Genomic DNA, 20718 nt, shown 5'->3' on the forward strand with positions numbered 1-20718 from the left:
CCGTGCCCCGTTTAATCCTTGCGTTTCCACTGTCCGAACGACACCGGCTGGTGCGCGTCGGCGCGCGTGACGGTGACGTGGTCGGGCTTGTCGTCGAGCGGATACGAGACGGTGACGATCTGGTTCGAAAATTCCCAGCCGTGCGTGCGCGGGTCGTAGCGGAACGTCACGTAGTCGGTCCAGTGCTGCCCGCACGCGACGAAGTTCTGCACGGTGAAATAGCGGCCTTTCACCGAGAGGCCGTTGTCGGCGGCGTATTCGGGATCGAACGGGTCGCACTGGCCGCCGTCGTTCGCGCGCAGGACGACCTCGTCGTTGCGCGCGGTGAGCCGGAATGCGTGATCGGGTTGCTCCTCGAAGATCAGCAGCGGGCGCGGCGACGGCTGCTCGCGCGTATCGATCGCGCGATGCACGACGACCAGAAAGCTGTGCCGGCCGTTGCCGAGATCCGGCCCGGCTTGCGCGAGCAGCGGCCGGTAGTCGGGCGGCAGTTGCGCGGCGATCGACTTCGGCAGCTCGCCGGCGCGGGCGCCGGCAGGCAGCGCCGCGAGCAGCGGGAGCAGCAGGAGGGACAGGCGGAGGACGCGCATGGCGGGGTGTCGGGTCGAAAGGAGGAAGGGCATGCCGGCCGCGCGGGTCACAGATCGCGCCCGAGAAACTCGGTGCCGGGCACCGGATTGAACGTGACGGGCGGCGCGGGCGTGAAGCCGAGTGAAGCATACAGTTGCCTTGCGGCGACGAACTCGGGCAGCACGTCGAGGCACATGCGCGCATAACCGGCCGCCTTTGCGTCGCGTAGCAGCCGTTCGACGAGCTGGCGGCCGACGTTCAACCCGCGCGCTTCGGGGCGTACGTAGACACGCTTCATCTCGCACGTTACCGCGTCGATCTCGCGAAACGCCCCGCAGCCGACCGCGCGCTCGCCGTGCCACGCGAGCAGCAGCAACCCGCGCGGCGCCGCGTATTTGCCGGGCAGCGCGGCGATCTCGGGCTCGTAGTCCTGGAATTTGAGGCTGACGGAGGGGCTCGCGATGTACTCGCGGAAGATCGCTTCGACGACGCGGGCGTCGTCGGGATAGCGGGCGGCGCGGATCTCGATCATGGGCGACGGTGCGGGATGACGGGAAAAACGGCCAGCATAGCAGCGCGCGGGCGCTTTCGGCCGCCCGGGAAGCGTGCCAGAATCAGCGCTTCGACCGTCGGAAACGACACGCAGGCGTCGGCGAATCGGCGTCGTTGACCAAGGAGACTTCGATGACTGCATCGGCTGCCGTACTCGCCATCCTGGCCGCGCTGTGGCTCGGCGCGATGATTCCGGGCCCGAGTTTCGTGCTGGTTGCCCGCAATTCGATCGGACTGTCGCGCCGCGACGGCCTTGCCACCGCGCTCGGCATGGGCCTGGGCGGCATCGTGTTCGGCGGCGTCGCGCTGGCCGGGCTCTATACGCTGCTGCAGGCCGTCGAATGGCTGTATGTGGGCCTCAAGGTGGCGGGCGGCGCGTACCTGATCTATATGGCGTCGAAGATCTGGCGCGGCGCCGACCGGCCGATCGCGATGGACGATCCGCAGGCGATGGCCGCCGGCAGCGCGCGCAAGTCGTTCTGGACGGGCCTCACGACCCAGCTCAGCAACCCGAAGACGGCAATCTGGTACGGCAGCATCTTCGCGGCGCTGCTCCCGCAGCATCCGCCGCTGTGGTGCTACCTCGCGCTGCCGCCGCTCGTGTTCGGCGTCGAATTCGGCTGGTACACGATCGTCGCGCTGTGCTTTTCCACCCGCCGGCCGCGCGAGCTGTACCTGCGCGCGAAGAAGTGGGTTGACCGCATCGCGGCTGGCGCGATCACGCTGCTCGGGCTGCGGCTGATCCTGAACGCGCCGAAAGCGGGGATCTGACCGCTTCCGATTCCGGTTTGCATTGCACGGCGGCTGGCCATTTACGTGGCCGGCCGCCGGAGCGAACTGCTCGAACCGCTCAAACGGCGCCAACGCGCATCCGGTTTCCGGAAACCGCAGGTCGACCGGAAACGCCGTTTCTTCCTCTTCAGGCACTAGGTGATGTGCCCGGCAGCCCGATTCCGGCGGCGCGCCAGGCCGTTGCCGACGATCTTCCCGGCTCCCTGCCGCCACCCGGCGAGCCTTGCGCGGCGGGCGTTCGCGCGTGTCGCTCGGCGCGCTCGACGGCGCCGCTTCCCCGATTCTGGCGGTCGACCTCCCGGCGCCGTGTAAACTGCTGCCTTTTTTGACGGTTTGCAGCATGGTGCACGCTTCCCCGCGCCCGGCACTGACCGGCCCGACGCTCGTCCGGCTGCTCGCGCGCCTGGCCGACGCCGATGTCGCGGAATCCCGGCAAACGCTGTCCGACCGGCTGAGCCAGTGGCTCGGCTGGACCGACGCGATCACGCTGTCGTCCGCGCTGGGTGCGAGCCCGCCCGGCGTCGCGGCCGGCGTGCGCGGCTACGACGCGGAGCGCGACTTCGCGCGCGTGCGCCACGACCTCGCGCAGGCGATCGCGGCCACCAACCGGCCGCGTACGCGGCGCCGGCCCGGCGACCTGCCGCCGCCGGCTGCCGATACGGCCGATTTCGCGGACTTCCGCCAGCGTTATCTGTCCCTGCAGCAGGACATGGAAACGGCGATCGGCCAGTTGCGCGGCCGCTTGCGGGGCGCGCTCGCCGCGCGCTCGTCCGGGATGGCGCGGCTCGCGACGCTCGACGCGATCATGGAGCGCGTGCTCGGCGCGCGCGAGCGCAGCCTGCTGTCGGCCGTGCCCGCGCTGCTCGGCACGCGTTTCGGGCGGCTGCGCGACGCGGAGCGGCAGGCGCTGGCCGATGCCGAATCCGCTGCTGCCGTCGACCCCACCGATGACGGCGCGGTTGCCGACGGCGCGACCGTCAAGGCGCTCGTGCCCGGCGCATGGCTCGACACGTTTCGAGACGAGATGCAAGGCATCCTGCTTGCCGAACTCGAAGTCCGGTTTCAAACGGTAGACGGGCTGCTCGCGGCCCTTCGCACCTGCTAATCAACACGCTATGTCCAGAATTCGCATTGATCTCGTTGTCTTCGTCGCCGGTTTGCTCGCAGTGTGCTGGATCGGTGTCGGTTACGTCGCGTCGAACCCGCTGGCGTCGGCCGTCACGCTGCTGATCGGCGCGTGCTACGTCGCCGGCGCGTGGGAACTGCTGCGCTACCGGCAGGCGACTGCCACGCTGTCGCGTGCGGTCGCCGGCCTGACCGAGCCGCCCGCGAAGCTCGACACGTGGCTCGACACGCTGCACCCGGGCCTGCGCGGCGCCGTGCGCGCGCGTGTCGAAGGCGCGCGCGTCGCGCTGCCGGGCCCGTCGCTCACGCCTTACCTCGTCGGCCTGCTCGTGCTGCTCGGCATGCTCGGCACGCTGCTCGGGATGGTCGTGACGCTGAAGGGCACGGGCGCCGCGCTCGAAAGCGCGACCGATCTCGACGCGATCCGCGCATCGCTGATCGCGCCGGTGAAGGGCCTCGGGTTCGCGTTCGGCACGTCGATCGCGGGTGTCGCGACGTCCGCGATGCTCGGGCTGCTGTCCGCGCTCGTGCGCCGTGAGCGGATCGACGCGGCACAGCAGCTCGACGCGAAGATCGCGACGACGTTGCGCGTGCATTCGTCCGCGCACCAGCGCGACGAATCGTTCCGGCTGCTGCAGCGCCAGGCCGACGTGATGCCGGCGCTGGTCGACCGGCTGCAGACGATGATGACGACGCTCGAGGCGCGCAGCGTCGCGCTGCACGATCGCCAGCTCGACAGCCAGCAGGCGTTTTTCGACCGGACCGAGCGTGCGTACGCGGGCCTTGCGTCGAACGTCGGCGACGCGCTGAAGGAAAGCGCCGCCGAAAGCGCGCGCGTGGCCGGTGCCGCGCTGCAGCCGGTCGTCGCGGCGACGATGACGGGGCTCGCGCACGAGATGGCCGCGCTGCGCGACACCGTGACGGGCGCCGTGCAGCGTCAGCTCGACGGGCTGACGGACGGCTTCGAGAAGACCACCGGCAACGTGACGGCCGTGTGGAACCGCGCGCTCGACGAACAGCGCCGCGCCGGCGACGCCGTTGCGCAGCAGCTGCAGACGACGCTCGGCCAGTTCACCGACACGTTCGCGCAGCGTTCGACGGACCTGCTCGATGGCGTCGCGACCCGCCTCGAATCGACCGAAGGCCGCCTGTCGGACGCATGGCGCGATGCGCTGTCGCGCCAGGAGCAGGTCGGCGAGACGCTGGCCGGCCAGCATGCGCGCGCGTTGGGCGAGGCTGCCGCGACGTTCGAGCGACATTCGGGCGCGGCGCTTGCCGCGATGCGCGAGTCGCACGCGGGGCTGCAGACCGAACTGGCTGTGCGCGACGAACAGCGCCTCACGGCGTGGAACGATTCGCTGGCCGCGATGGCCACGAAGCTCGGCGACGAATGGCAGCGTGCGGGCGTGCACAGCGCCGGCCGCCAGCAGGAAATCTGCGACGCACTCGCGCAAACGACGCGCGAACTCACCACGCAGGCAACGACCTTCGAACAACGCTCGAACGACCTGCTGTCGACGATCCGCGATTCGCACACGGGCCTGCAAACGCAACTCGCCGCACGCGACGAAGAACGCCTGTCGGCATGGAACGATTCGCTGGCCGCGATGGCTACGAAGCTCGGCGACGAATGGCAACGCGCGGGCGTGCACAGCGCCGGCCGTCAGCAGGAAATCTGCGACGCACTCGCACAAACGACGCGCGAACTCACCACGCAGGCAGCGACCTTCGAGCAACGCTCGAACGACCTGCTGGCGACGATCCGCGATTCGCACACGGGCCTGCAAACGCAACTCGCCGCGCGCGACGAAGAACGCCTGTCCGCGTGGAACGATTCTCTGGCCGCGATGGCGACGAAGCTCGGCGACGAATGGCAGCGTGCGGGCGTGCACAGCGCAGGCCGTCAGCAGGAAATCTGCGACGCACTCGCGCAAACGACACGCGATCTCACCACGCAGGCAACGACCTTCGAACAACGCTCGAACGATCTGCTGTCGACGATCCGCGATTCGCATACGGGCCTGCAAACGCAACTCGCCGCACGCGACGAAGAACGTCTGTCGACATGGAACGCCTCGCTGGCCGCGATGGCCACGAAGCTCGGCGACGAATGGCAGCGTGCTGGCGTGCACAGCGCCGGCCGTCAGCAGGAAATCTGCGACGCACTTGCGCAAACGACACGCGATCTCACCACGCAGGCAACGACCTTCGAACAACGCTCGAACGATCTGCTGACGACGATCCGCGATTCGCACACGGGCCTGCAGACGCAACTCGCCGCGCGCGACGAACAGCGCCTGTCCGCGTGGAACGATTCGCTCGCCGCGATGGCGGCCGCGCTGCGCGACGAATGGGCACAGACGAGCGCACAGGCCGCGACGCGCCAGCAGGACATCTGCGACACGCTGGCCCGCACCGCGAACGACATCACCGCGCAGGCGCAGGTGCATGCGAGCGACACGATCAACGAGATCGCGCGCCTCGTGCAGGCCGCGTCGGAGGCGCCGAAGGCCGCGGCCGACGTCGTTGCCGAGTTGCGCCAGCGCCTGTCCGACAGCATGGTGCGCGATACCGCGACGCTCGAGGAGCGCAGCCGCCTGCTCGCGACGCTCGAAACGCTGCTCGGCGCGGTCAATCACGCGTCGACCGAACAGCGCACCGCGATCGATGCGCTCGTCAGCACGTCGGCCGACCTGCTCGATCGTGTCGGCGCGCGCTTCAACGACACCGTCGATGCCGAAACGCGCAAGCTCGATTCGGTGGCCGCGCAGGTCACCGCGGGCGCCGTCGAGGTCGCGAGCCTCGGCGATGCGTTCGGGATGGCCGTGCAGGTGTTCGGCGAATCGAACGACAAGCTGTTGAACCATCTGCAGCGCATCGAGGCCGCGCTCGAGAAATCGCTCGCGCGCAGCGACGAGCAGCTCGAGTACTACGTCGCGCAGGCGCGCGAGGTGATCGACCTGAGCATGATGTCGCAGAAGCAGATCGTCGAGGATCTGCAGCAGCTCGCCGGCCGGCGGGCGCCCGTCGGAGCGTAACGCATGCACGACGAAATCGACGGCGGCGCGCCATCCGCGCCGGTGTGGCCCGCGTTCGCCGACCTGATGTCGGTGCTGCTCGGCGCGTTCGTGCTGATCCTCGTCGGCGTGATCGGCATGCAGCTTCAGCTCACGTCGAAGCTCGAGGAAGCCGTGCGCGCGCGCCAGCAGGAAGCGCAGCAGCGCAAGTCGCTCGAACAGGCGCTCGCCGGGCCGCTCGCGGCCGGCCGCGTGACGCTCATCAACGGCCGCATCGGCATCAGCGGCAACGTGTTGTTCGCGCTGAACTCCGACCAGTTGCAGCCCGCGGGCCGCGACTTGCTGAAGACGCTGGCCGGGCCGCTGGCCGCCTACCTGAAGACGCGCGACGAGATCCTGATGATCAGTGGTTTCGCTGACGACCAGCAGGTGCATGCCGGCAACCGCCAGTTCGCGGACAACTGGGAACTGTCGGCCAAGCGCGCGCTGACCGTCACGCGTGCGCTGATCGATGCCGGCGTGCCGGCGCCGTCGGTGTTCGCCGCCGCGTTCGGCTCCGAACAGCCGGTCAGCTCGAATGCGGACGATGAAGGCCGCGCGAAGAACCGCCGCGTGGAGATCGCGCCGGTGCCGCGCAAGAGCGCATCGAACGGAGGAAAGGCGCAGTGACGGGCGACGCGACGCACGCCCGCGCGACGCTCGACGCATGGCGCGAGCAGGGCGCGGATCGGCTCGATCCCGTGCGCTTTCACCGGATCGACGCACTCGAACGGCGCGCGGCCGCACTCGATGGCGACGCGCGCGGGTTGCTCGACGCGCGGCTGGCGACGCTGATCGAAGGTTTTGCGGCGGTCGTCGCGCGGGCCGATGAAGCAACGGAAGTGAGCAAGGCGGCGGAAGCCGCGGCAGATGCGCCGCCGCGTGGCGCGCTTGCCGGGCTCGTCGATCGGCTCGCGCGTGATGCGCAGGCCGACCGGCGCGGGCTCGATCCCGAACTGGTCGACTACTTCCACACGATGTGGTCGAAAGTTCGCACGGAAAAGCAGTATCGCCAGTCGCTCGACCAGGTGCCGCGCAACGCGGGGCCGCTCAATTCGAACAGCCTCGTGCATCGGTCGCTGGCGACGATGCGCGAGCTGTCGCCGGCCTATCTGCAGCAATTCCTGTCGTACGTCGATGCGCTCGCGTGGCTCGAGGATCTTGCCGGCGGCGGCGCGCAGCCCGAGAAGGAAGCGCCGCGCGCGAAGGCGGTGAAGAAGGGCACGCGGAGCAAGAGCCGGTAGCGCGACCTCGTACCGTTGCAGCTGGGGCCGATTACATCGACACACTGCCCGACGTCGCTGCGCTTTGATATCGGGCCGCGCTGATGAATTTCGAAAATCGCTCGCACCAGATCACGACCGTCGTGTATTGCGCGGGATTCACGTCGTCGGGAAGCGGCACGACGAAATTGCCGAAGGTCGTCAGGTCGCCCACGCGCGCGGCACGCGCCTTGATCGCGAGGAACGACGCTCGCGTGTCGACGAATTCCGGAACGAGATAGATCTTGTAGTCGGGCCCTGGCGCGATGTCGCCTTCGAAGGCGATCGACGAATCGGTGATCGTCAGCTTGCCGTTGGCCCAGTGCAGCGGATCGCTTCCCGGCAGGTCGCGTTCGAAGCGGCCGGTATGTCGGGTGTTTTCGGCGGCCACTTGCAGTTCGATGGCGCTTGCACCTTCCGATGCCGTCAGGATCGGGAGCACGTAGATGCCCGCTGCGAATGCAACGAGACCCGTTGCGAGATGCGACGCGATCAGTATCCAGATTCTGCTTTTCATATCGGACCCTTTGAACGAGAACAGAGGGTGGCGCGTGGCCACCACACTGTAGTCGCGCGAGCCGGCGAAATCTGACAGTCGGTCGACATTCACGTGCGTATGTCGTTCGCGTCGGACACGACGTCGAATAAATTTCGTCGACGCGTGTCATCTTTGCGCTCGCGGGTCGACTCACTCTCCATCGACAACGTCGTCGATGCTCAGGAGAGATCAGATGAACAAGCTTGCTCTGTATGTTCTTGCGACGGTTGCCGCGACCGCTTCCGTTTCCGCATGGGCCGCGCCGCAGTCCACCGTGACGCGCGCGGAGGTCACGGCCGAACTGGCCGCACTGCACGCGGCCGGCTACCGTCAGACGGGTGAAGATCCGCACTATCCGGCGCGACTGGCGGAAGCGCTGACGAAGATCGGCTCGACCGGTACGTCGACCGCCGATACGAGCGGATACGGGACGATGTCGCCGACCGCGAGCGAATCGGGCTCGATTACCCGCGACAATCCGATCTATCGCGGACGATGATCCGGGTTGGACATTGCGCCTGTCGACGGGTGCAACGTCCGATTCGTTTGGACTGCGATGCGTTGCCGGATGCGCAACATCAGTGCGGCGGCTCGCCTTCGGTTATCGCCGCGCCGAGCGCCTGCAATGCTTCGGCCAGCATCGACGCGAACGGCGGATGCGCGGCGATGCCCGCGGCGTCGAGCTGACTCCCGAGGATCGGCAGCGTGATCGACGCGCGCTCGATGATGCGGGCCGACATCACCGACAGTGTTTCCCGCAGCGCCGCGTCCGCATGCGTTGCGCGCGGCGATGCATTCAGCACCGCGACCGGCTTGTGGACGATGGCTTCGCACCCCACGACCCAGTCCAGCGCGTTCTTCATCACGCCGGTTACGCCGTGCGCGTATTCCGGGCTCGCGATCAGCACGCCGTCCGCCGCGTTCAGGCGATCGATCAGGTCGCGCACGGCGGCGGGCGACGGAAATTCGGCATCGGGATTGAACAGCGGGAATTCGCCGAGGCGATCGAAACGCGTGATGCGCATGCCGCGCGGCGCGACGTGCGCGGCAGCATCGAGCAGCGCGGCGTTGTACGACAGCGACCGGAGGCTGCCGCACAGGGCGACGATGTTGATGCGGCGGTCGGCGTCGGTTCGGAATTCGGTGGTCATCGATGGGCGTTTCGGTTGGCGGGGTGCGCAGCCGCGTCACGCGGACCGGACGGATTATCGCATCGGCGTTCGATCGGCGTGGCGCGTGTGCCGACGCTACGTACGCGACGCGGTCCGTGCTGCCTCGTTGAAAATGGTTGCTGACTCGCGTCGAGCCGGTTCGGCGTCGCTCATCCCGACCGCTCGTGCGAATGCGCCGATTTCCCATCCGTTGCCGAGCAACAGGCGCCGCGTATGCAGCGCGCCGTGTACGTCGTCGGCGACGGTTTCGCCGAGATAGCGCAGCGCGCGGCCCTCGATATCGACGAAGCCGTGCCGGTAATCGTGCGCGAGCGTGGTCCACAGCTGCGCGGCGCCGACCGACTGGCGCGCGCCGCTGATCAGGCACAGGCCTGCGTCGAGCCCCCAGCGATACAGCGTCGTCGCGAGGCCCTTGCGTTGCGACGAGCCGCGCAGCCGCGTATGCGGCGCGCGCAGGTAGCGGTCCGCGCGGCGCGGGATTTCGGGAAGGCGGTTGAACACCGTGTAGCCGGCAAGTTCGCGCGCGGCCGGATCCTCGACGTACAGGAAGTATTCGCCGTCCGCCTCGCGGTGGCGGACGATCAGGCCCGAGCGGCCGAGCGTGACGGCCGGCAGCCCGTGCAGGCGATGGCCCGGCTGATGGAGGCGTGCGTAGAGTGTGTCGAGTTCATCGTCGATGTCGTGCTGGGAATGCTGTACGTCGATGCGCATGGCAAAGGTCGCCCGTCCCGGGCGGTTCGAGAAAAGGGTTCATCGCAACAAGGGAGAGGAATGGGTGCGGCCCCCGGGCTCGGCGAAGCGAGCCGGGGCCGCGAATCAGCTGGGGATGTGCTGGAAACCGGCGGCGATCGCGGCGAGGCCCGCGATGCAGAGTGCGAACAGGATCAGGACTTTGTGGATCACGCCTCTTTCCTCATGAATGCGCGGCGCCGGCGGGCGGCATCGCGGAGACGGTGAGCGGCGGGCACGGCCCGCACGGCCGTCGTGCGGGACGACGGTCGGGTGTCCGGGCGACAGGGCGCACGCGGACGGCCGGAACCATACGCCAGGCGATCGGGCTGGGCAATCGGACTGGCGGGGAAAAGCGACGGAAAGCGGAGAAAAGCGTTGTTTCGCGACAATTGGCCGCAACGGAGCTGCGTTGCGGCGATACTCGATGCGCGCGAACACGGAGCGTTCGGAGGGCGGGCGAGTGCATGGTTGCCACGCACGCCAGCACGTGTTGCGCGAGCGTGACCGTCAGCCCGCCACCGCGCGCTCGTAAAGCGACGCGATATACCCGCTCGCCATCGGCCGCAGCGACACGCGCGCGAACCCCAGCGCCTCGTAGTACGCACACAGCCGCGCGTTGCGCGGATCGCAATCGAGCCGCAGAAACGGGCGCCGGCGCGTGCGTACCTGATCGGCGCACCAGTCGATCGCGTGGCGACCGAGCCCGTGGCCGTGGAAGCCGTCACGCACCGAGAGCCGGTGCACGTAGCCGGCGACCGGGTCCTGCGGCCCCCAGTACTCGTCGTCCTGCCACGTCAGCATGAAGATCGCGGCGGCCACGCCGTCCTGCTCGACGACTTGAACATTGCCGTCGTCGAGCATCGGCAGCACGTCGTGTTCGGTTCGCGGGCGGTGCCCCCATGCCATGTCGTCGTGGGCGATCTTGAACGCGACTGCATCGGAGAGGATGCGCGCGACGATCGCCGCGTCGCCGGTGGTTGCCGGTCGTATCGTTTTGTCGTTCATCGTTCGAATCGCGCGCCGTCCGTCGGGGAGCGCCATTGTGCGCCGGGGCCGGCGAAACGTCGACGCTTGCGCGCTGCCCCGGCCTCCAGTCGATGCGTCAGGCCGGCTGCTGCACCCCGAACGCCTGCCTGATCCGCGCGAACAGCCCGTGCTCCGCGATCCATGCGGCATACGCGCGATAGTCGGGGTCGCGCATCAGGTGGCGTTCTTCCGTCTTCGCGCGCAGGTAATAGATCAGGTTGACCGCGACCAGCGCGGCGCAGTGCATGAGCCCGATCTGCCAGCCGAGCGGCTCGACGAACGGCACCGACACCATCCAGTACGACAGGTTCTTCGTGATGTACGCCGGATGCTTCGTAAAGCGGTACGGGCCCGACGTGATGATTCCGCGATGGGTGAGGTTCGAGAAGCGCAGCCCGAACGAGATCGTCGACAGCGCATACGTCAGCAGCAGCAGGATGATCAGCGCGCCCCAGATCACGCGCAGCGTCGGCGCGGACAGCAGCCAGTTGTCCCAGAACAGCGAGCCTTCGTAGCGGATGTAGTGGCCCGAGATCAGCGACCAGAACGGTTGGTAGCAGATCAGCGCGGCGCCCCAGCCGAGTGCCGTCGGTTCGACCGTGCGCACGTGGCTGTCGAGGATGCGGAACGTGCACAGATAGCCGACGGTGCCGAACATCAGGTCCATCGTGAACGACAGGTCGTACATGAACGTGAAGGTCGCGAGCGACATCGGCGCGCTCATCGCGTGCGCGAGCGACGCGGTCAGATGATCGGCGTCCTTCGACAGGTAGACGGTCATCAGCGGCAGGAAGAACGTCTTCACGCCCCAGCCGGCGAGCATTTCGCGCACCGGCTGCCAGCTCGCGGGCTTCTCGCGGCGGAACAGGAGGCGGCCCCACAGCAGGTACGCGTCGTCGGTTTCGCGCTGATGGCGGTCCATCCACATGAAATAGAACGGCGCGGCGACGATCACGTACGGCGCGAGCGCGCGCAGCAGCGACCAGAACGGCAGGTAGAAATCGCCGTGATATTCGGGCAGCAGCCAGTACAGCATCCCGATGCCCGCGTAGATCGACGTGAGCGCGCCGAGCCGTGTCGCGACGCGCGCGAGGCCGAGCGGCCGCACGGCCTGGCGCGACAGCCCCGCGCTCGGGCGCAGGTAGACGCGCGAGATGAGGATTTCGTGCAGCGCGATCGTGCCGATGATCGCGAGGCTCGCGATGATCGCGCGCGTCGCGGCGTCGAGGGCCGGCTGGTCGCGCGTGAACCACAGCGCGAGGAGCCCGGCCGTGATGCCGAGCAGGCCGGCACGGAAGGGCGTGGCGGAACGGGGCGGGCGGTCCTGGACCGCGGCGATGCCGTCGAGCGTGGAATTCATGATCGGATCCTCGTCGGGATGAGGGCCGGCGCCCCCGCTTGGCGGGTGACGCCGGCCGTCGGCCGGGCTTTGTATTGATGCGTGCCCGGCCATTGGCCTGTGGTTCTGGTAGGTAAGACGTTACTTCTTGGTGCCGCCGCCCAGCAGACCGCCGAGGAGGTTCGTCACCGGCGACAGCAGGTTGGCTGCACCACCCGCGGCGGCGCCGTTCGAGCTGCCGGTCAGGCCGGCCGCCACGGTGCCGCTGCCGGCCGGTGTCGTCGCGGTGCCGGCCGCGCCGCTCGGGGTGACCGTCGCGCCGGCACCGGCGCCGCCGGCCGGCGTCGTCAGCGCGCCCGTCAGCGTGCCGACCGGGCCGCTCGTCAGCAGGCCGCCGAGGGTGCCCGTCACGTTGCCTCCCGGCGTCGTGACCGTGCCGGTGAGGCTTGCGCCGAGCGGCGTCAGCGAGTTGACGAGGTTGGTGACCGGCGCCAGCAGGCCGCCGACACCCGAACCGCCGGTGCCGCTTGTGCCGCCGGTCCCGCTGGTGCCGCCCGAACCGAGGCCGCCGAGTGCGCCCGTCACGGTACCGAGCAGGCCGGTGACCGGTGCCAGCGGGCCGCCGCCGGTGCCGCTCGTGCCGCCGGTCCCGCTGGTGCCGCTCGAACCGAGGCCGCCGAGTGCGCCGGTCAGCGAGCCGAGCAGGCCCGTGACCGGTCCGAGCGGGCCGCCGCTCGTGCCGCTGGTGCCGCCCGAACCGCTCGAGCTGCCGCCGCCGAGCCCACCCGTCAGCGTGCCGAGCAGGCCCGTGATCGGGGCGAGCGGGTTGCTGCCGCCGGTGCCGCTGCTGGAGCTGCCCGCGTTGTTGTCGTGGACGAGGCCGCCGGTGGAGGTCACCGTATTGCCGAGCTGGGCCACGACGCCGCCGAGAGCCGCGCCGAGCGGGTTGTCGGTCGCGCCGCCGACCTTCGTGCCTGCGGTTGCGAGGCCGTTGCCGAGCGTGCTCAGCAGGCCGTTGAGCGGTGTGCCGAGCAGCGTCACGCCGCCGAGCGTCTGCGTGGCGCCCGGCGTCGTGACGCCGCCGGTCAGCGTGTTCGTGATCGGGTTGATCACCTTGCCGACCTGCGTCTCGAGCTGCTGGACCGGCGAGCTGTTCAGCGCCGTGTTGAGGCCGGACGCGGTCGAGTTGACGGCGCCGCCGACGGTGTTGACGAGATCGCCGACGAGCGTCGTCACGGGCGACAGCGGCGACAGCGGGCCCGAGCCGAGGCTCTTCACCGCGTTGCCGAGGTTGTTGACCGTGCCGCCGGCGCCGGTCAGCAGGCCGGTGGTCGACGTCAGCGTCGGTCCGAGCGGGTTCGCCGACACGCCGATCGAGCCGAGGCCGGCCGCGACGCCGTTGCCGAGCGACTGCACGCCGTTGCCGAGGCTCGTGACCGCATTGCCGATGCTGGTGGCCGTCGTCGGGTTCGTGCCGGGGATCTGCACGCCGCCGATCTGCGCGCCGCCGTTCGCGACCGTCGTGCCGACTGCCGTCACGAGGTTGCCGGATTTCTGGAGGACATTGCCGAGCGGGGTGACGCCGGTACCGGAGGTGCCGGAAGTACCCGACGTGCCAGAGGTGCCCGACGTACCCGACGTGCCCGACGTGCCCGACGTACCCGACGTACCCGACGTACCCGACGTACCCGACGTACCCGAGGTGCCGGAGGTGCCCGAGGTGCCCGAGGTGCCGGAAGTACCCGAAGTACCCGAAGTGCCGGAAGTACCCGAAGTACCCGAAGTACCCGAAGTGCCCGAAGTGCCCGAAGTGCCCGAAGTGCCCGAAGTGCCCGAAGTGCCAGAGGTGCCGGAGGTACCCGACGTACCGGAAGTGCCCGAGGTGCCGGAAGTGCCCGAGGTGCCGGAAGTGCCCGAGGTACCGGAAGTGCCCGAGGTACCGGAAGTGCCCGAGGTGCCGGAGGTACCCGACGTACCGGAGGTACCCGACGTACCGGAAGTACCCGACGTACCGGAAGTGCCCGACGTACCGGAAGTGCCCGACGTGCCGGAAGTACCCGACGTACCGGAAGTACCCGACGTACCGGAAGTGCCCGACGTACCGGAAGTACCCGAGGTGCCAGACGTACCCGACGTGCCAGACGTACCCGACGTACCGGAAGTACCCGACGTGCCAGACGTGCCAGACGTGCCAGACGTGCCAGACGTACCCGACGTACCGGAAGACGTACCCGAAGTCCCCGAACTACCGCCGCCCGACGTCCCCGACGAACCGCCGCCCGACGTGCCGGAAGTCCCCGAACTGCCGCCCGTCCCCGACGTGCTCGGCTTGATCGTCGGCGGGGTCGTCGGTCCATCGACCGAGCCGCAACCATATAGTGCGAGCAGCGACGAGACGGCCATCGTTACCGTCGTCTTCTTGAAAATGTTGTACATGTTGGCCTCGACATTGGAAGTGTGTCCAAGCCTGCACTGCAAATTCCGCGCCACGACGGGTTCCGCGAAACGGTGTCGCGCTTTGTTGCGGAAATCGGGAATATCAACGCGATTTAAACGCATTAATGATGGTTTCGCGCGGCGGGCACGCACGGTGCGCCGGTGCGTTCATGGCGATGTTCCCGTGAACCGCCGTAACGCGCGGCGCAATGTTACGTAGCGTTCGACATCGCGTCACGCGGGCGGCCGCGAACCGAGGGCCGCGTCTTTGACGAAACGCGCCGGCCCCGTGAACATGGCGCGACATCTCCCGGCCGCCGGCGCCGCCGCAACGGTCACGACCTCACACAGGACACCGACATGAGCGAACAGGACAGGGAATACGGCAAGGCGCGGCGGATCGACGTGATGGGCGAGGCGTTCGTCGAGCGCGCGATGCGCGACCTCGACGGTTTTTCGCGTCCGCTGCAGAACTGGCTGAACGAACACGCGTGGGGCAGCACGTGGCAACGGGGCGGGATCGACCTGAAGACGCGCAGCCTGTGCACGTGCGCGATGCTGGCGGCGCTCGGCCGCAGCACGGAACTGAAAGGCCATATTCGCGGAGCGCTCAACAACGGCGCGAGCCTCGTCGAGATCCGCGAGGTGCTGCTGCACAGCGCGCTGTACGCGGGCGCGCCGGCCGCGGTCGCGGCATTCCGCAGCGCGCGCGAGGTGATCTCGGATCTCGGGCTGTCGGTGCCCGACGACGAAGCCTGATTCCGCCGCGGCGCCGGCGGTCCGGCACGGGATCAGGCTTCGTTACGTTCCGGCTTGGTGTTCAGTGCTCGACACGCGCCGCTTGCGCGGCGGCATCGGTCGGCGCGGCGGCGACTTCGAGCAGCCAGTCGGCCGTCGCATCGGGAATCGTGATCGGCAGCATGTGACCGCCTTCGACGACCTTCAGCCGCACGCGCGCCGATTTCTTCGCCAGCGCGTCGCCGTGCTCGCGCCAGTTCAGGATCGGATCGGCGCGGCCGTACAGCACGTCGACCGGCAGCGCGAGGTCCGCGTAGCGGCGCTCCATCGCGGGCAGGTCGACGGGCGCCGACAGCAGGTCGGTCGCCGTCGCGTAGAACACGTGCGGCCGCATGCCGAGCAGCCCGCCGCCTTTGACCGGGAAGTCGCGCGGCACGTCTTCCGGCGCGAACACCTGGCGCACGGCCTTGCGGCCGGTCAGGATCGTCAGCGGGATCGCGAAGGTCCACGACACGAAACGGCGCACGAGCGGCGACGGCAGCATCAGCGGCCGGAACGGCGCCGGCGGCTCGGGCTGCTGGTGCGATAGCGGCGCGATCAGCGCGAGCCGGCTCACGCGGTCCGTGTGGTTGAGGCCGACCGCGAGCGCGATCGCGCCGCCGAGCGAATGGCCGACGAGCATGGGCTTGTCGAGCCGCAGCGCGTCGATGAACGCGGCGACCGTGCGGGCCTGCGCGAACACGTTCGCCTGCGAACCCGCGCCGCGGATCGAGCGGCCGGCGCCGGGCCGGTCGATGAGGATCACGCGATGCTGCTGCGCGAGCCGTGCGAGCGGCAGGTACGCGAAGTTGCGCAGCTGCCCCGCGAGCCCGTGCACGAACACGATCGGCGGGCCGTTGCCGTATTCGACGTAGTGGATACGGTCGCCGCCGATGTCGACGAACCGGCCTTCGGGCGGAAACGCGCGCGTCACGCGACGGGCCACATAACCGGAAAACAGCGCGAGCGCGGCGAGCACCGCGACGACGCCGAGCAGCACGTTCTGGATCAGATGGAGCGTATGGGTCATGTCGGTCTCAACGGGTTTCGAGTGCGGGTTCGGCAACCGGCGCGGTGGCGGCCGGGCCGGCTTTCGCGCGGCGTTCGAAATGCATCGCCGAATCGGCGAGCGCGCTGAACTTCAGCGATGCGAGATCGAGCACGTAGTTCTGATGGAATTTCCACGGCTTGCGGTGGCCCTGCTTCGGCAGGATGCCGGCCGCGCGCTGGATGTAGCCCGAGCTCAGGTTGACGGCCGGCACGTCGCCGAGATCGCCGGCCCCGAGCCGCGGCACGCACGTGTCGTAGCCGTTCGCGCGCATGTGGTTGAGCAGCCGGCACACGTAGCGCGCGATCAGCTCGGCCTTCAGCGTCCATGACGCGTTCGTGTAGCCGAACGACGACGCGAGGTTCGGCACGTCGCTGTACATCATCCCCTTGTACGACACGGTGTCCGGCAGGTCGACCGCGCGGCCGTCGACCGTGACGCGCGCGCCGCCAAGCATCTTCACCTTCAGCCCGGTCGCGGTGACGATCACGTCCGCGTCGAGCTGCTGGCCGCTCTTCAGCTTGAGGCCGGTCGGCGTGAAGCGCTCGATCTCGTCGGTGACGATCGACGCGCGGCCCGCGCGGATCGACTTGAACAGGTCGCCGTTCGGCACGAGGCACACGCGCTGGTCCCACGGCATGTAGCGCGGCGTCAGGTGCTTCGCGACGTCGAAGCCGGGGCCGAGCTGCTTGCCGGCCGCGCGGATGATGAACTTCTTCGTTTGATCGGGCTTGCGGCGCGACACGTTGTACAGGTACATCGTCAGCAGCACGTTCTTCACGCGCACGAGCCGGTGTGCGAGCCGCGCCGGCAGCACGCGGCGCAGCGCGTTCGCGATCTTGTCGCGTGCGGGCAGCGACACGATGTAGGTCGGCGAGCGCTGCAGCATCGTCACGTGCTGCGCGTCGGCCGCCATCGACGGCACGAGCGTGACGGCCGTCGCGCCGCTGCCGATCACGACGACGCGCCGGTTCGCGTATGACAGATCCTTCGGCCAGTGCTGCGGATGCACGAGGTTGCCCTCGAACGTGTCCATGCCGGGCCAGTCGGGCCGGTAGCCGGCGTCGTAGTCGTAGTAGCCGCTGCACATGAACAGGAAACGGCAGGTGGTGACGAGCGTGTCGGTCGCGCCGTCGCGCGTGCGCTCGATGCGTACCGTCCAGCGCGCGCGGTTCGAATCCCAGTCGGCCGCGACGACCTTCTGGCCGTAGCGGATCGTCTTGTCGATGCCGTAGCTGCGTGCGGTGTCGCGGATGTAGTCGAGGATCGTCTGGCCGTCCGAGATCGCCTTGTCGCTGTGCCACGGGCGGAAGCTGTAGCCGAGCGTGAACATATCGGAATCCGAACGGACGCCCGGATAGCGGAACAGGTCCCAGGTGCCACCGCTCGCCTCGCGCGCCTCGACGATCGCGACGCTCGCATGCGGGCAGCGCTGCTTCAGGTGATACGCGGCGCCGATGCCGGACAAGCCGGCGCCGACGATCAGCACGTCGAGGTCGCGGTTGTCGCCATCGTCGCGGCGGGCGCCGGGGGCGGGCGGCGCGTCGCGCCGGTCGGTCGTCGTCGAGGTCATGCGGGGTCCTTGGTCGGCGTGGTCGGGAGTGCGGCCGGGGCGTGGGTGCGTTCGAGGTTGCGTGCGCGGGCGCGGCGCACGTAGCGCAGCATCAGCCGCTGGTAACCGGCGCCGAGCACGCGTGCGATCCGGTCGAGACGGCGTGCGTCGGCGCCGACGAGCACGCGGCGCGCATTACGCTCGACACCCGCGAGAATCTGCCGCGCGGCATCGTCGGCCGTCGTTGCGTTGATCAGGCGGTTCGCCTGCCGGCGATGGGTCGCTTCGTCCTGGCCCGTGAGCGCGTGGATGCTGGTATCGACGCGGCTCGCGTCGACGATGTTCGTCGCGACGCCGCCCGGATGCACGCAGGTCGCGCTCACCGGCGCGCCGTCGAGTTCGAGCTCCATCCGCAGTGCCTCGGTGAAGCCGCGCACCGCGAACTTGGTTGCGTTGTACGCGCTTTGCGTCGGCATCGCGACGAGCCCGAACAGGCTCGACGTGTTGACGACGTGTCCGTCGCCCGACGCGCGCAGATGCGGCAGGAACGCCTGCGTGCCGTGCACGACGCCCCAGAAGTTGATGCCGACGATCCATTCGAGATCGGCGATGCGCGCGGTCTCGGCGCTGGCGGCCAGCGACACGCCCGCGTTGTTGAAGACCAGGTTGACCTTGCCGTGTTCGGCGCGGACGAAGCCGGCCCACGCGAATACCGCATCGCGGTCGGCGACGTCGAGCCGCCGCGTGCTCACGCGCACCCCGTGCTGCGCACAGGCGGCGGCCGTGCCGGCGAGCCCGACATCGTTGACGTCGGCGAGCGCGACCGCGCAGCCGCGCCGCGCGAGCTCGACCGCGAGGCTGCGGCCCATGCCCGAACCGGCGCCCGTGATCGCGGCGACTTTCCCGGAAAACCCCTTCATCCGTCGTTCCTCCCGTTCCGCTTGCGCCGCGCCGGCGGCGTGTCTATTGTGGTGTTGATCGTCACCACTTTAGTTTTCGGGTGTCCTGATGTCAAATAGCGGAATGGAGAAAGCACTCGAAACGGAAAAACGGGGCCGCTCGTATGGCGGCGTGGCGCCCGAGGTGCGGGCCGCCGAGCGGCGCGATGCGCTGATCCGCGCGGCGACGCGCGTGTTCGGCACGGTCGGGTTCCGCAAGGCGACCGTGCGGTCGATCTGCCAGGAAGCGAAGCTGAACGATCGCTATTTTTATGCGGCGTTCGCCAGCACCGAGGATTTGCTGCGCTGCACCTACCTGCATCTCGCACAGCAACTGCATGACGCGGTCGCGCAGGCGGTCGCCGCGCGCGGCGGCGATCTGCGCGAGAGCGTCGACGCGGGGCTTGCCGCGTTCTTCGCGTTCCTGCGCGACCCGTGCGCGGCGCGCGTGCTGCTGCTCGAGGTGATGGGCGTGAGCCCGGACACCGACATGACCTACCAGCGCATGCTGATCGACTTCGGCAAGCTGATCATGGCGATCGGCGCGCCCGGCGAAGCGACGACGCCCGCGGAGCGCACCGAGCAGCGGCTGATCGGGCTCGCGCTCGTCGGCGCGATGACGAACGTCGGCGCGGCGTGGCTGCTCACCGAATATCGCGATCCGGAAGCGCAGATGGTGGCGAGTTGCAGGAAGGTGCTGCTGGGGACGTTGCGCGAGATCGGCTGACCGGATGGCGTCGCGTTGCCCGTCATGCCCGCCGGGCGGCCGCATGCGGCACGCAAGCGCTTGCGCGCCGTGCCGATGAGCCGGCTTAAGCGGGCCGATTGAAAGCGGATGTCTGGCGCTCGCGTTCGCCCGCGATCCAGTCGCCGAACAGCTGGATCTTCTGCTGCTGCTCGGCGCCGCCTGGATACACGAAGTAGTAGCCCATCCCGGTCGGCAGCGACACGTCGAACGGCGTCACGAGCCGGTGCGCCGCCACGCTTTCGTCGACGAGTGTCCGGTCGCCGATCGCGATGCCGTAGCCGTCGATCGCCGCGTGGGTGGCGAGGTCGAGCGTCTCGAAGCTCAATCCGCGCGTCGAGTCGACGTGTGGTGCGCCCGCATGGTCGAGCCACCGTTTCCAGTCGCGGTGATCGCGGGTCGGATGCAGCAGCGTATGGTCGGCCAGGTCGTCGACGTTCGCGAGCGGATGCCGGTCCAGCAGGTCAGGCGAGCATACCGGCGTGAGCCGCTCTTCGAACAGCGGGATCGCATGCATGTCGGGGCCGGCGCCGGGGGCGTAGATCACCGCGGCGTCGAACGGCTCCATGCGGAAATCGACGTGATGGCCCCAGGTCGTCGTGATCTGCACCTGGAGCTCCGGGTGCTCGGACTGAAACCGCATGATCCGCGGCAACATCCACTGCATCATGCAGGTCGGCACCTTCAGCGCGAGCTCGGTGCGCCGGCGCGACAGGCGCATCGACACCTCTTCGATGCGCGCAAAGCTCTCGCGCACCGTCGGCAACAGCAGTTCGCCTTCGGCCGTCAGCGTCAGGCCCTTCGGCGTGCGCTTGAACAGCGGGAACTGGTAGAACGCCTCCAGCGCGAGGATCTGCCGGCTCACCGCACCCTGCGTCAGGCACAGCTGCTCGGCGGCGCGCGTGAAGCTGCCGTGGCGGGCGACGATGTCGAAGATCTGCAGCGCGTTGAGGGAAGGCAGTCGTTTCATCGGAAAGGCCGGCATGGAACGGGCGATCGGAAGGGGCGATCGGAAGGGGCGGGTGCGACGCGTCGTGCGCACGACGTGCCGCGGCAGC

General features: G+C 68.9%; 20 protein-coding genes. 8 read left to right on the forward strand and 12 right to left on the reverse strand.

The genetic code is table 11. The features are described 5' to 3' along the window. Positions 1–11: 11 nt before the first annotated feature. Complete coding sequence (locus tag VL15_RS09770; RefSeq protein WP_048245271.1) at positions 12–590, reverse strand: hypothetical protein; 579 nt, start codon at positions 588–590, stop codon at positions 12–14. Positions 591–637: 47 nt separating this feature from the next. Then, positions 638–1102 (reverse strand): GNAT family N-acetyltransferase, encoded by a 465-nt coding sequence (locus tag VL15_RS09775; protein ID WP_048245272.1) that lies wholly within the window; start codon positions 1100–1102, stop codon positions 638–640. A 152-nt stretch (positions 1103–1254) separates the two neighbouring features. Between VL15_RS09775 and VL15_RS09780 the strand changes: the two genes are divergently transcribed. The 5 genes from VL15_RS09780 to VL15_RS09800 all read left to right on the forward strand — a co-directional run bounded on the left by VL15_RS09780 (position 1255) and on the right by VL15_RS09800 (position 7339). Continuing rightward, complete coding sequence (locus tag VL15_RS09780; protein ID WP_048245273.1) at positions 1255–1893, forward strand: LysE family translocator; 639 nt, start codon at positions 1255–1257, stop codon at positions 1891–1893. A gap of 361 nt (positions 1894–2254) precedes the next feature. Continuing rightward, positions 2255–3019, forward strand: a complete 765-nt coding sequence (locus VL15_RS09785) for a DUF3348 domain-containing protein (protein ID WP_048245336.1) — start codon at positions 2255–2257, stop codon at positions 3017–3019. Positions 3020–3029: 10 nt separating this feature from the next. Beyond that, complete coding sequence (locus tag VL15_RS09790; RefSeq protein WP_048245274.1) at positions 3030–6077, forward strand: DUF802 domain-containing protein; 3048 nt, start codon at positions 3030–3032, stop codon at positions 6075–6077. A 3-nt stretch (positions 6078–6080) separates the two neighbouring features. After that, positions 6081–6725 (forward strand): OmpA family protein, encoded by a 645-nt coding sequence (locus tag VL15_RS09795; protein ID WP_048245275.1) that lies wholly within the window; start codon positions 6081–6083, stop codon positions 6723–6725. After that, positions 6722–7339, forward strand: coding sequence for a DUF2894 domain-containing protein (locus VL15_RS09800; RefSeq protein WP_048245276.1), 618 nt, complete (start codon positions 6722–6724; stop codon positions 7337–7339). The genes VL15_RS09795 and VL15_RS09800 overlap by 4 nt, the downstream gene beginning before the upstream one ends. Before the next feature lie 31 nt (positions 7340–7370). On the opposite strand, the gene VL15_RS09805 is transcribed toward VL15_RS09800, so the two are convergent. After that, complete coding sequence (locus VL15_RS09805; RefSeq protein WP_048245337.1) at positions 7371–7874, reverse strand: DM13 domain-containing protein; 504 nt, start codon at positions 7872–7874, stop codon at positions 7371–7373. 214 nt (positions 7875–8088) lie between these two features. Between VL15_RS09805 and VL15_RS09810 the strand changes: the two genes are divergently transcribed. Then, entirely contained in the window at positions 8089–8394 is a 306-nt protein-coding gene (locus tag VL15_RS09810; RefSeq protein WP_048245277.1) for a DUF4148 domain-containing protein, read from the forward strand. Positions 8395–8473: 79 nt separating this feature from the next. Here the strand turns inward: VL15_RS09810 and VL15_RS09815 are convergent, their stop codons facing one another. The 5 genes from VL15_RS09815 to VL15_RS41870 form a co-directional block, all read right to left on the reverse strand. Next, entirely contained in the window at positions 8474–9046 is a 573-nt protein-coding gene (locus VL15_RS09815; protein ID WP_048245278.1) for an NADPH-dependent FMN reductase, read from the reverse strand. A gap of 96 nt (positions 9047–9142) precedes the next feature. Further along, positions 9143–9778 (reverse strand): hypothetical protein, encoded by a 636-nt coding sequence (locus tag VL15_RS09820; protein ID WP_048245279.1) that lies wholly within the window; start codon positions 9776–9778, stop codon positions 9143–9145. 528 nt (positions 9779–10306) lie between these two features. Next, positions 10307–10804, reverse strand: a complete 498-nt coding sequence (locus tag VL15_RS09825) for a GNAT family N-acetyltransferase (RefSeq protein ID WP_048245280.1) — start codon at positions 10802–10804, stop codon at positions 10307–10309. 97 nt (positions 10805–10901) lie between these two features. Further along, on the reverse strand, positions 10902–12185 hold the full coding sequence (locus tag VL15_RS09830; protein WP_048245281.1) for an isoprenylcysteine carboxylmethyltransferase family protein: 1284 nt from the start codon (positions 12183–12185) through the stop codon (positions 10902–10904). Positions 12186–12305: 120 nt separating this feature from the next. Then, positions 12306–14600 carry a collagen-like triple helix repeat-containing protein gene (locus tag VL15_RS41870; protein ID WP_155420181.1) on the reverse strand — a complete coding sequence of 765 codons (2295 nt, stop codon included), beginning with the start codon at positions 14598–14600 and terminating at the stop codon, positions 12306–12308. Between the two features lie 360 nt (positions 14601–14960). Here VL15_RS41870 and VL15_RS09840 point away from each other — a divergent pair, with 360 nt between their 5' ends. Continuing rightward, positions 14961–15359 (forward strand): carboxymuconolactone decarboxylase family protein, encoded by a 399-nt coding sequence (locus VL15_RS09840; RefSeq protein ID WP_048245283.1) that lies wholly within the window; start codon positions 14961–14963, stop codon positions 15357–15359. Positions 15360–15420: 61 nt separating this feature from the next. On the opposite strand, the gene VL15_RS09845 is transcribed toward VL15_RS09840, so the two are convergent. From VL15_RS09845 to VL15_RS09855, 3 genes are read right to left on the reverse strand one after another with little or no spacing between them, the layout of a single operon-like run. Continuing rightward, a complete protein-coding gene (locus tag VL15_RS09845; RefSeq protein WP_048245284.1) occupies positions 15421–16407 on the reverse strand; it encodes an alpha/beta fold hydrolase in 987 nt (328 codons plus the stop codon). Positions 16408–16414: 7 nt separating this feature from the next. Further along, positions 16415–17998: a flavin-containing monooxygenase gene (locus VL15_RS09850; protein WP_048245285.1), complete on the reverse strand. Its 1584-nt coding sequence runs from the start codon at positions 17996–17998 to the stop codon at positions 16415–16417. Continuing rightward, positions 17995–18897: an SDR family NAD(P)-dependent oxidoreductase gene (locus tag VL15_RS09855; RefSeq protein ID WP_048245286.1), complete on the reverse strand. Its 903-nt coding sequence runs from the start codon at positions 18895–18897 to the stop codon at positions 17995–17997. Before VL15_RS09855 ends, VL15_RS09850 begins: the two co-directional genes overlap by 4 nt. A gap of 88 nt (positions 18898–18985) precedes the next feature. On the opposite strand from VL15_RS09855, the gene VL15_RS09860 reads away from it, so the two are divergent. Next, positions 18986–19642, forward strand: coding sequence for a TetR/AcrR family transcriptional regulator (locus tag VL15_RS09860; protein WP_048245287.1), 657 nt, complete (start codon positions 18986–18988; stop codon positions 19640–19642). Between the two features lie 85 nt (positions 19643–19727). On the opposite strand, the gene VL15_RS09865 is transcribed toward VL15_RS09860, so the two are convergent. Continuing rightward, entirely contained in the window at positions 19728–20630 is a 903-nt protein-coding gene (locus VL15_RS09865; protein ID WP_048245338.1) for a LysR substrate-binding domain-containing protein, read from the reverse strand. Between the last annotated feature and the right edge of the window lie 88 nt (positions 20631–20718).

It is taken from the genome of Burkholderia cepacia, assembly GCF_001039005.1.
GTDB classification, from domain to species: Bacteria; Pseudomonadota; Gammaproteobacteria; order Burkholderiales; family Burkholderiaceae; genus Burkholderia; species Burkholderia theae.